Raw genomic sequence first — 12044 nt, 5'->3', positions numbered from 1 at the left:
GCTATATGAGGTGCACATGAACAACAAACAAACCCTGGTTGTCATCGGTAACGGCATGGTCGGGCAGTACTTCCTGGCCGAACTGGTCAGCAGCGCTGCGAAAGACCGCTACCGAATCGTGACTTTCTGCGAAGAACCCAGACCGGCTTACGATCGGGTGCATCTGTCGGACTATTTTGCCGGCAAGAGCGCCGATGATCTGTCTTTGGTTGAGGACGGTTTCTTCCAGAATAACGCGATCACGCTTTATTTGAATGACAAAGTGGTCAGCATTGATCGGCAGCGCAAGCAGGTGCTTTCAGCCAACGGCGTGACAGTCGACTACGATAAACTGGTGCTGGCCACCGGCTCCTGTCCGTTCGTGCCGCCCGTGCCGGGGAATGGACGTACCCAGTGCCTGGTGTATCGCACGATCGAGGACCTGGAAGCCATTACCGCCGCCGCCAAACAATCGAAAGTCGGGGCGGTGGTCGGCGGCGGCCTGCTGGGGCTGGAGGCGGCGAAAGCCTTGCGGGATCTGGGACTGGAAACCCATGTCGTCGAATTTGCGCCGCGCTTGATGGCCGTACAGCTCGATGAAAACGGCGGGGCATTACTGAAACGCAAGATCGAGGATTTGGGCGTGACAGTCCATCTCAACAAAAATACGACGCTGATCAAGGACGGCGAGCAGTGCCTGCACAAAATGCATTTCGCCGACGGCGAAATGCTGGAAACCGACATCGTGCTGTTTTCCGCTGGCATACGGCCGCGCGACGGCATCGCCCGCGCCTGTGGCCTGGACGTGGGGGTACGCGGCGGCATCGTCATCGATAACCAGTGCCGGACGTCGGACGATGACATTTACGCGATTGGCGAGTGCGCATCATGGAACGGCCAGATTTTCGGCCTCGTGGCGCCGGGCTACAGCATGGCGCGCAGCGTGGCCGCGCATTTGGCCGGCCAGGAACAGCCGTTTACCGGCGCCGACATGAGCACCAAACTGAAACTGATGGGCGTTGATGTCGCCAGTATCGGCGATGCCCATGCCAGAACGCCGGGCGCCCTGGTTTACACGTATCAGGACGGCCGCGCCGATATCTACAAGCGGCTGGTGGTCAGCGCCGATAGCAAACACTTGCTGGGCGCTGTGCTGGTCGGCGATGCCGGCGGTTACAGCACCTTGCTGCAGTATTGCCTGAACGGCATTGAACTGCCGGAAAACCCGGATGCCTTGATTTTGCCGTCGCGCTCCGGGCAACCGGCGGGGCTGGGGCCGGATGCCTTGCCGGAGTCGGCGCAAATCTGCTCCTGCTATGCCGTCTCCAAAGGCGATGTCTGCAACGCCATTGCCGGCGGCTGCGCCACGGTGCCGGCCCTGAAAGCCGAAACCAAAGCCGGCACCGGCTGCGGCGGCTGCGGGGCGTTACTGAAATCAGTGCTGGACTGCGAACTGAAAAAGGCCGGGGTCGAAATCAATACCGACATCTGCGAGCACTTCCCGTACACTCGCCAGGACTTGTACAACCTGATTCGGGTCGGCCGGATCAAAACCTTCGCCGAGCTGCTGGACCAGCACGGCCGCGGCCTGGGCTGCGAAGTCTGCAAGCAGGCGGTCGGTTCGATTCTGGCGTCTTACTGGAACGAATATGTTCTGGAAAAACCGCACATCGGCTTGCAGGATACCAATGACGCCTTTCTGGCCAATATACAGAAAGACGGCACTTACTCGATCGTGCCGCGCATCCCCGGCGGGGAGATCACGCCGGATGGCCTGATCGTATTGGGGAAGGTGGCAAAGAAATACGGTTTGTACACCAAAATCACGGGCGGCCAGCGCGTCGATCTGTTCGGCGCCCGTGTCGAGCAACTGCCAGTTATCTGGAAAGAGCTGATCGATGCCGGCTTCGAATCCGGCCATGCTTACGGCAAATCCCTGCGCACGGTTAAGTCCTGTGTCGGCAGTACTTGGTGCCGTTACGGCGTCAATGACAGTGTCGGGCTGGCGATAACACTGGAAAACCGCTACAAGGGCCTGCGGGCGCCGCACAAGATCAAGTTTGCGGTTTCCGGCTGCACCCGCGAGTGCGCCGAAGCCCAGAGCAAGGACATCGGCGTTATCGCCACCGAAGGCGGCTGGAGTCTGTATGTCTGCGGCAACGGCGGCATGAAGCCGCGCCATGCCGATCTGTTCGCCACTAATCTGAGTAAGGAAGATTTGATCAGGCTCATCGACCGCGTGCTGATTTTTTACGTGCGCACGGCCGACCGCCTGCAGCGCACGTCCGTGTGGTTGGAGAACCTGGAAGGCGGCCTGGATTACCTGAAATCTGTGGTTATCGACGACAAGCTGGGGCTATGCGACGAACTGGAGCGGCAGATGCAGCACATTATCGGCAGCTATCAGTGCGAATGGAAAACCACGCTGCAAGACGAAAACAGCCTGAAGCGCTTTCAGCACTTCATTAACAGCGACGAGGCCGATGACCATATCGTGCATGTCGAAGAGCGCGGTCAGAAGCGTCCGGCCCAACCGCATGAACGTCGTCATTTTCAACTGATCGAGGAGGTCGCATGAGCAATTGGATCGATGTGTGTACATTGGATGATCTGCAGCCAGACTCCGGCGTTTGTGCGCTAGTGGCAGGCAGGCAGGTCGCCCTGTTTTATCTGGCCAGAATTCAGGAAATCTATGCAGTCGCCAATTTTGATCCGATCGGCAAGGCCAACGTCCTGTCGCGCGGCATGATCGGCGATCTGGGCGGCGAGCCGATGTTGGCATCGCCGCTGTATAAACAGCACTACAGCCTGAAAACCGGCGCCTGTTTCGAAAATGACGCGATCAGGATCGCTACTTATCCGGTGCGAGTCATCGAAGACCGCGTGGCGGTAAAAATGGCGGGCGAGTGAGTTATTAAACACAGATTGGGGACTCGACATGAAAAAACAACGCTTAGTGGTAATCGGCAACGGCATGGCCGGGATACGCACGGTGGAGGAATTGCTGTTGGCGGCGCCGGATCAGTACGACATTACCGTTTTCGGCGCCGAACCCTACGGCAATTACAACCGCGTCATGTTGTCGTCCGTGTTGTGCGGCGAGAAGACACTGGAGGAGATCGTCACGCATGACCGTCAATGGTATGCCGGCCGTGGCATCCGCCTGCATGCCGGCCCCGATAAGGCCGTGGTGCGGATCGAGCGCGGTCTGCGCAAAGTGGTTGCCCGGGACGGCACTGCGGCCGAGTATGACCGTCTGTTGATCGCCACCGGCTCGAAGCCGGTGGTGCCCGATATCCCCGGCGCCGACCTGAGCGGCGTGATCACTTTCAGGGATATCTTCGATGTCAACACCATGCTGGCATACAGCAAAAAGCACAAAAGGGCCGTGGTATTGGGCGGCGGGTTGCTGGGCCTGGAGGCTGCCAATGGGCTTGTGGTACAGGGCATGCAAGTGACGGTGATCCATAACAACGACGTGCTGCTCAACCGGCAAATGGATAGACAGGCAGGCGATATGCTGCAAACGGCGCTGGAACGGCGGGGGCTGCAATTCAAAATGGCCGCCCAGGTCAGCGAGCTGGCCGGTGACGATACAGGCCATATTCAGGCCGTGCGTTTTACGGACGGCAGTGAGCTGGCATGCGATCTGTTCGTTCTGGCCATCGGCGTGCAGCCCAATATCGCGTTGGCCAGGCAGGCCGGGCTTTATTGCGAGCGCGGCATCGTCGTCAACGATACGCTGCAAACCTACGATCCCTGCATTTATGCGGTAGGCGAATGTATCCAGCACCGCGGCGACACATTTGGCTTGGTGGCGCCGCTGTTTGAGCAGGCCAAAGTCTGCGCCAACCATCTCAGTAGGCACGGCATGGCCGGATACGTCAATCTGCCGACCGCTACCCGGCTCAAAGTGACCGGCATCAACCTGTTCTCCGTAGGCGATATTCAGGGTGACGGGCAACAGTGCGAAACCATCCGATTCAGCGATCCGTCTTCGGGCATTTACAAGAAACTGGTGATCCGGGACAACAAATTGCGCGGCGCAGTGCTGTATGAGGATACAATTGACGGCAGCTGGTACCAGGAACTGCTGGAGCAGGAGGCAGATATTTCAGGTATCAGAGAACAACTGATTTTTGGCAAAGGGCTTATGGCAACCTTATGACTGAATACGTGAAGACAACGTGCCCTTACTGCGGCGTCGGTTGCGGCATCGAGGCCGGCGTAGACGAGATCAAGCATCTGCTGAACATCCGGGGTGACAAAACGCATCCGGCCAATTTCGGCCGCCTGTGCTCGAAGGGGTCGGCGCTGGGCGATACGGTCGGGCTGAAAGGCCGTCTGCTGCATCCTGAAGTCTACGGCCAGCGCAGCAGTTGGCCGGAGGCGCTGGATCGGGTCGCCGAATCGTTCAGCGACACCATCGCCCGATACGGCGCCGATGCCGTAGCCATCTACGCCTCGGGACAGTTGCTGACCGAAGACTATTATGTCGCCAACAAGCTGATGAAAGGCTTTATCGGCAGTGCCAATATCGACACCAACAGCCGCCTGTGCATGTCCTCGTCGGTGTCCGGGCATAAGCGCGCGTTCGGCGCCGATACCGTTCCCGGATGCTATGAAGATCTTGAACTGGCCGAGATGATCGTGCTGGTCGGCTCCAATGCCGCCTGGTGCCATCCGGTGATTTTCCAGCGCATCCGGGCCGCCAAAACGGCCAATCCGCAGCTGAAGATTGTCGTCATCGATCCGCGCAGAACCGGCAGCTGCGATATTGCCGATCTGCATTTGCCGATCGCCGGCGGCAGCGATGCCATGCTGTTCAATGGCTTGCTGCAGTATTTGCAGCAACGGCACGCCATCGATCGGCGCTATATCGAAACGCATACCGAAGGCTTCGCGGCTGCCCTGAATGCGGCAGCGGCCAGCAGTCAATCGATAGAGCAGGTGGCCGAAGCCTGCCGCCTGCCTGCGGGGGACGTGCGGACTTTCTACCGCTGGTTTGCCGGGCATCATAAAGTGATGAGCCTCTACAGCCAGGGCGTCAATCAATCCTCATCCGGTACCGACAAGGTCAACAGCATCATCAACTGTCACCTGGCGACCGGCCGCATCGGCAAGCCGGGCATGGGGCCGTTTTCGTTGACTGGCCAGCCCAATGCCATGGGCGGGCGCGAAGTCGGCGGTCTGGCGAATCAGTTGGCTGCCCACATGGATTTTTCCAATCCGGCCGATATCGATAGGGTGGAGCGGTTCTGGGGAAGCCCGACGATTGCCGGCAAGCCCGGTTTATCGGCGGTTGAATTGTTCGATGCGATTTACGACGGCAAGGTCAAAGCCGTCTGGATCATGGGCACCAATCCTGTGGTCAGCCTGCCCAATGCCGACAAGGTCAGACAGGCGTTGCGGCAATGTCCGTTTGTGGTGGTTTCCGACTGCATTGCCGATACCGACACCGCCAAGCTGGCGCACGTTCTGCTGCCGGCGCAAGGCTGGAGCGAAAAAGACGGCACGGTCACCAATTCCGAGCGGCGCATTTCCCGGCAGCGGACCCTGTTTGCCCCGGCCGGCGATGCCAAGCCCGACTGGTGGATCATTACCCAGGTAGCGCGGCGTTTGGGGTTCGGCCAAGCCTTTCCTTATCAAAGCCCGGTCGAGATTTTCCGCGAGCATGCGGCCTTGTCAGGCTTTGAAAACGACAGTCGGCACGGACTGCGCGATTTCGATATTTCCGCTTTAGCCGATATCAGCGCGCATGAATACGACAATCTGCAACCGATACAGTGGCCGGTGAATCAGGCTAATCCTTACGGCCGGGCGAGAATGTTTGACGACAGCCGCTTTTTTAATGCAGCGGGCAAGGCGCAGTTTGTGGCCATCACACCCAGGCCGCCGAGCAATGCGCCGAACAAAGATTATCCGCTGGTGTTAAACACCGGCCGCCTGCGCGATCAATGGCATACCATGACCCGCACCGGCCTGGCCGCCAGACTGAATCAGCACAAGCCGGAAGTCTTTGTCGATGTGCATCCGCTGGATGCCGCGCGTCATGGCCTGTTGCCGGACAGCCTGGCCTTGCTTGAGAGCGCCTGGGGCTCGATGCTAGCCCGCGTCCAGGTAACTTCCGATCAGCAACCGGGCAGCCTGTTCGTGCCGATGCACTGGTCGGAACAGTTTGCCAGCCGCGGCCGCATGGGGGCGTTGGTCAATCCGGCGATCGATCCTGTTTCCAGACAGCCGGAAAGCAAGCACACGCCGGTGCGCATTTCATCGTATCAGGCCGCCTGGCATGGCTTTGTCCTGTCGCGGCGCGAACTGGCCTTCAACGATGTCGAGTACTGGGCGAAAAGCAAGGGCGAATCATTCTATCGTTACGAACTGGCCGGAAACACGCTGCCGCCAAGCTGGCCGGACTGGGCGAGAGCCAGGCTAGGGGGCAGCGGGCAAATTCCCGACTGGCAGGAATACCACGATTCCGGACTGGGGCATTACCGGGCGGCGCGGATCATCGATAACAGGCTGGAAAGCGTGCTCGTCATATCGCCCCATCACAACCTCCCCGAGCGCAACTGGCTGGCAAGCCTGTTCGATAAGGATTTTCTGGAACAATCGGACAGGAAAGCGCTGTTGACGGGTATGCCGCCCCAAGGCGTACCGGATTGCGGCAACATCGTTTGTGTCTGCTTCAATGTCGGCGAAAAAACCATCCGGTCTGCCATTCAAGAGCAGGGCCTGAAGACGGTCCGGGATATCGGCAACTGCTTGAAAGCGGGCACCAACTGTGGATCTTGTCTGCCCGAGATTAAAGCGCTCTTGTAAAAATCTCCCGTTTTTTGCCCGCTAGGGCCAAAATAAAATGTGGTTGAAGACCAAAACGCGAAGAGTCAATAACTGTATAAGTATTTGCACGTATTCACAATTATTAGCTTGACGCTTATTCTTTTTCCGATCCGGATAAAGAAAAAGTAATAAGAAAGCGTTGCTTTTTAACCGTCGATACAAAATGCGTGTAGGAGGAGGCGCCAGAGGAGAGAGGAACTCTGGTGGTTATGGTCTCGGCAGTTTTAATGTCGGTTTGAATTCAGCATGCTTATCCGGATCCTTATTTCTACAGTTCGTTGGATCATCTCTTTTATAACTGTATCTTGGGGAAAAGACCTCTTTTCCCCCCATTTTTCAGTATCTAATTAGTGGGATTCACCTGTGTACTTAAGCTCTTTGACACTACGGTTCCATGACGATAGTTACCGAATCATCCGCTGCCTCCTTTCTGCCGGAATGCGCCTGCGTTTCATAAGCCTTTTTTTTCTGATCACGACCGCTTTCTGCATGCAAGCGAAGGCTGTCGAAGAGGATGACGACTTATATAGTCAAATCCAATCACTGCAAGAACGCCTGAATATTCAAGTAATCGGATTGGAAAAAGTAGGCAACGAGCTGAAAGTCAGGGTGAGCGGCAGTTTGGAGCAGCAGCTCAAGCAGGCCTTGGCGGCCTACAATCATGTCATCAGCCGAAATGCCAAAGGCCAGATCGAGCAGGTCGTCATTATCAATAAAAAGCAGAAAACCGGCGCCGACCGCATCATTTTGCCAACACGTTATCAAGACGGGCATTTTCTGGTATCCGTATCCATTTCGGGCAACGGCTCAGTATGGCAGACGCTAGACATGATGATCGATACCGGCGCCGATTTGATGGTATTGCCGCAGTCCATGATCAATACGCTGGGCATGACTGACGAAAAATTAACCCGTCATGAAATGCAAACGGCGAACGGCACAGTGAATGCCAAGGTCGGGACATTGCAGGAAGTCAGAATAGCGGGAGAAACCCTGGAAAATGTCGATGCGGCTTTTATCGACGACTCTCTTTTAGGGAATACCCGTTTGTTAGGAATGAGCGTTTTAGGGCGGTATAAGCTGGTCATTGATGATCAAACCAAATTGATTACCCTGTTTAAAAAATGAGGTGGTCAATTGTATAACGGCATAGAATATTGGCGAGCCGACAGTTTCTAAACTGATCAGTAATAATTTATACGGCATTGTTTTTGCTTGTGGTTAATTGTTTAGCGGGTAAAAGCCAGGAGCTGGAAGTGAAAAAAATAGTAGATGTGGTTCACGCGCAATTACCCCCTTTCCTTGAATCAGGGAATTTTTATGCGCATAACCAATGAGTCTGAATTTGATTGCCAGGAAGCTGATGAATTGAAACAAAGCTTAGAAAGTCTGACTCGGGTGCTGGAGGGCAGCCAATTGGGCTTTTGGGATTGGAATATCGCCACTAACGAAGTCAAGCGCAATGCTATCTGGGCTGAAATGCTCGGATTCGAGTTTGATGATATAGAGTTTACTACTCAACAGTGGACGGACTTTGTTCATCCGGATGACAGGGATCGAGCCTGGGCATCGATTAATGCTGTCCTTGAAGGGCATGCGGCGGAGCACGAACTCATGTATCGCATGAAAACCAAGAAGGGAAGTTATAAATGGATTCTTGATCGCGCGCGCATTGTGCAGCGCGATGGAGACGGCAAACCATTGCGCATGAGCGGAACCCACACTGACATAGACAAGCTCAAAAAAACTGAAGATGCGCTGCATGCAAGCGAGAGACGATTCCGGGGCATATTTGAAAATGCGGGCGTCGGCATCGCGCAGGTATCTCTGGATGGGTCGTTCCAGTTTGTCAATAATACGTATTGCCGTATTACCGGCTATAGCCGGGAAGAATTATTAAACGTCAAAAAAAGCTTCCAGCAAATCACAGTTCCAGATGATTTGGAAACCGATTTGCTGTTGATGGATAGGCTGGTCAACGGTTTGGACAGCAGTTACAATCTTGAAAAACGTTATATCCGTAAAGACGGATCAATTGCCTGGGTGCACTTATCCGTATCCCTGTTAAAAGATGCTGATGAACAGCCAATGGGCCTGATCAGCGCGGTACAGGACATTACAAGATTGAAAAAGCTTCAGGAAGAGCTTGAGCTCCAAGCGCGAATTGATTATTTAACAGGGGTTCCCAATCGCCGGTATTTCATGGAACTTGCTGAGCTTGAAATGGCAAGAATGCAGCGCTATGCCAATACACTGGCGGTCATCATGGTTGACATTGATTTCTTCAAAAACGTCAATGACAAATATGGGCATAAAGCGGGAGATATTGTCTTGCAAGGAATAGCGCGCATCATGAAAGGAGAGCTTCGGGAAGTGGATGTGCTGGGCCGAATCGGAGGGGAAGAGTTTGCTATCTTGCTTACCCAGACAGACAGACAACGAGCAATCGAAGTCGCTGACCGTCTGCAAAAAAATGTCGCCCGCTCCGATATCGTTCTGGAGGACGGCTTGGTATTGCATACTACTATCTCAATCGGAATTGCTGTTTTCAGTAGAGAGCAGGATTGTATAGAGACGCTGCTTAATAGAGCTGATAGAGGTCTTTATCTGGCAAAAGCGATGGGTCGCAATACATTCAAGATCTGTGATTGATAAACAGGGAAATAAATATTTCTGCTGATTTTTTTCATAGCTGGACGGGACAGGCGGTCCCGTTCGGAATGTTTGGCGATGATTAACTGCAAGCCGCTTAGCGAGTATCGTAGAAACGTTAGGGTGGGGCTACACACGCTGCCACGCTACGCGGTTTTAGTATGCCGTGTAGGGGCATTCACTTGTGCCCCTTGCGGGTATTCGCACTGCCAGCGCGTCAATTAATGACAGGCATCGCGCAGCCCTTTCACTGAACGAACTGCTGTATCAGTTGACAAAGAAGTTGTAAGTGGCGAATGCATCACTATCCGATGCAATCTTCTGAAACGAAAGGAGTACGCACATGAAACCGACACTAATGCTCAACTTGTTGCTGATTTTCGTTTTGACTCTGGCCGGCTGCGAATCCACCGGCGATAAGCAAGCCGATACAACGGATGCGGTTCAGATCGACCGCGATGTGGATGCCGCCTTGGCAAAGCTCTATGAAACCGCGCCTTCTGCCAAGCTGCTGGCGTCCAAGGCGAAAGGCATTCTGGTGTTTCCTAATATTGTCAAGGCCGGCTTCATCGGCGGTGCTCAGTACGGGAAGGGCGCTTTGCGCAAGAGAGGCCGGACGGCGGGTTATTACAATATCGTGGCCGGCTCATTCGGCCTTCAGGCCGGGGTGCAGTCGTTCGACTATGCTTTATTCTTTATGAACGATGAAGCGCTTGCCTATCTCGACCGTAGCGAGGGATTTGAACTCGGCATAGGTCCGACAGTGGCTGTCCTGGACGCAGGCGCGGCGGGAAATCTGAGTACCACGACGCTCAAGGATGATGTCTATGCATTCATATTCGGGCAGAGAGGGTTGATGGCAGGCATTAATCTGGAAGGGTCAAAGATCACCAGGGTCAATCCGTAACCGGTGATGACAGATGATACGCGATAGGATGCGATTCCTGTTGTAACCGCATCCTGCCGCGCCGGTTTTATAGACCGGATTTGCACATCTTGCTTTTCTTTCATCGATAGAAGCTGGGAACAAGGCAATCTGAAGTAAGGAGAAACACTGTATTAAAACTTGTGGGGGGACTTTAGTCGCCTATTCGGGTATATCCACATAGACAAGGCGACTACCAACAGTGGGCGCTTTAGGCGAAGTCGCCCCCACAGGCATGCTTGCGCAAGCCCTGATAGATTTAATAACGCGGCGGTTGTTGCTGTAGGGCATCCCTTTGTCCTTGCTGATAGGCCCTCTGTTCTGATTCCTTGTGTTTGCCATACAAATAACCGCCCGCGGTGCCGGCAGCAGCGCCAATGGCAGCGCCCAGGCCGGCATTGCCAGCCATCGCGCCGATGGCGGCGCCGGCGGCAGAACCGCCCAAACCTCCGGTTAAAGAGCGTTGCTGAGTATCCGACATGCCGGTGCAACTTGCCAAGTTGATAGTGGCTAATATCGCTATGACTAAAATTAACAATCTTTTCATATCGTATCCCCTTTAGTAGGCTTTTTTACATGGCCATTTTTCATTTAAAAACCTGAATTCCGTTTCGACCGGCATTTCGCTCATGTATTCGGGGTGCTGCTGAGCCCATGAGACAAACATGTCGATTACCTCATTGCGCGAGGGCTTAGGCTCCGGCGCACAGAGCATCTTCAGTTCCCGTTTATCTGCCGTTGAGGCCTGATAATAATGAAAAGCGCCGACCAGATAACCGTGGCAAAAATGGATGGCGTCCCGATAATGGGGGTCTTGCGGCGAAGCCGTACAGAGATTGATCAAATTTTGTGTCTTCTTGGCTACGAAATCATCCTCGGTAACGCCGGCATTTGCCGCGCCAATGGTAAATACAGCAAGCAACAAGAGGGGGATTGGATGTTTGAGTTGCATATGTCATTCCTCGTTTTTTATTTTGTTAGCGGGAAATAAATTCTCTACAACAGGGAGAAGCGCCTTATGAATAGGGCGCTATATTGATATGGAGAAGCGTCTCGTTCCTTTTCGTGACGTATGTTTACGCCATTTCTCTCCCCTCTCATGCTGTCCATAGCAAACGTCTGTCTTATGCAATATATTGGATAAGATTGTGAATATATTGTTCCAAGGGCACAGGATCTGACATGGAATTTGCAGGAACCGGTTCACTTGGATCGCGCAGAGTCCGGGGGGGAGGGGGCAGCACTGTTGCAAACGTCGGGATCTTGTATGGCCCGATGGGAATGGGCCGTTACCGAATCCCGCTTGGACAGTCAATCGACGACACCATCGGCACGGCGCTCGGTTACCAGAGGTTTCTCGACGGCATCGACAGTCAGCTTATATTTGAAGTCGGCGATGCACGAGCACCCAAAGCGAGAAAGAGGAAGGCGCGGTAGGTTTTGGCGCACGCTATCAGCGCATTATCGGCAGATACCATGTGCAGCGTCTGGATTCCTTTGTGGCCGGGCGGGAAAGGGAGGCGGTTTTTTATGGCTTGCGTACAGAGCAGATGGTTAAATTCTGAGGGGATTGATGATGAGAGAATTTGCAAAAGTGTGATTACCGAGGGAAACTGACGGACTAATTACCGAGGGACTTTGTCGT

General features: G+C 54.4%; 9 protein-coding genes. 7 read left to right on the top strand and 2 right to left on the bottom strand.

Annotated features, from left to right (window positions below; all coding sequences use genetic code 11):
- The first annotated feature begins 16 nt into the window (after positions 1–16).
- From nirB to IT781_RS12105, 7 genes are all read left to right on the top strand, one after another.
- Positions 17–2557: a nitrite reductase large subunit NirB gene (gene nirB / locus IT781_RS12135; RefSeq protein ID WP_194970425.1), complete on the top strand. Its 2541-nt coding sequence runs from the start codon at positions 17–19 to the stop codon at positions 2555–2557.
- On the top strand, positions 2554–2889 hold the full coding sequence (nirD, locus tag IT781_RS12130; RefSeq protein ID WP_194970424.1) for a nitrite reductase small subunit NirD: 336 nt from the start codon (positions 2554–2556) through the stop codon (positions 2887–2889). The genes nirB and nirD overlap by 4 nt, the downstream gene beginning before the upstream one ends.
- A 28-nt stretch (positions 2890–2917) precedes the next feature.
- Positions 2918–4147: an NAD(P)/FAD-dependent oxidoreductase gene (locus tag IT781_RS12125; protein WP_194970423.1), complete on the top strand. Its 1230-nt coding sequence runs from the start codon at positions 2918–2920 to the stop codon at positions 4145–4147.
- Positions 4144–6801 (top strand): nitrate reductase, encoded by a 2658-nt coding sequence (locus IT781_RS12120; RefSeq protein WP_194970422.1) that lies wholly within the window; start codon positions 4144–4146, stop codon positions 6799–6801. Before IT781_RS12125 ends, IT781_RS12120 begins: the two co-directional genes overlap by 4 nt.
- Before the next feature lie 510 nt (positions 6802–7311).
- Positions 7312–7950: a TIGR02281 family clan AA aspartic protease gene (locus tag IT781_RS12115; RefSeq protein ID WP_228779113.1), complete on the top strand. Its 639-nt coding sequence runs from the start codon at positions 7312–7314 to the stop codon at positions 7948–7950.
- 192 nt (positions 7951–8142) lie between these two features.
- The gene (locus IT781_RS12110; protein ID WP_194970421.1) at positions 8143–9474 is read left to right on the top strand and encodes a sensor domain-containing diguanylate cyclase; all 1332 of its coding nucleotides are present in this window, start codon (positions 8143–8145) and stop codon (positions 9472–9474) included.
- 343 nt (positions 9475–9817) lie between these two features.
- A complete protein-coding gene (locus tag IT781_RS12105; protein WP_194970420.1) occupies positions 9818–10381 on the top strand; it encodes a YSC84-related protein in 564 nt (187 codons plus the stop codon).
- A 277-nt stretch (positions 10382–10658) separates the two neighbouring features.
- Here IT781_RS12105 and IT781_RS12100 read toward each other — a convergent pair whose 3' ends face one another.
- Positions 10659–10946, bottom strand: a complete 288-nt coding sequence (locus IT781_RS12100) for a glycine zipper domain-containing protein (protein WP_194970419.1) — start codon at positions 10944–10946, stop codon at positions 10659–10661.
- Between the two features lie 12 nt (positions 10947–10958).
- On the bottom strand, positions 10959–11351 hold the full coding sequence (locus IT781_RS12095; RefSeq protein WP_194970418.1) for a Rap1a/Tai family immunity protein: 393 nt from the start codon (positions 11349–11351) through the stop codon (positions 10959–10961).
- Positions 11352–12044: the final 693 nt, after the last annotated feature.

Source organism: Methylobacter sp. BlB1 (assembly GCF_015476545.1).
Taxonomy (GTDB): Bacteria; Pseudomonadota; Gammaproteobacteria; order Methylococcales; family Methylomonadaceae; genus Methylobacter.
The sequence above is the reverse complement of the archived record's forward strand: the minus strand, read 5'-3'. Positions and strand labels throughout refer to the sequence as shown.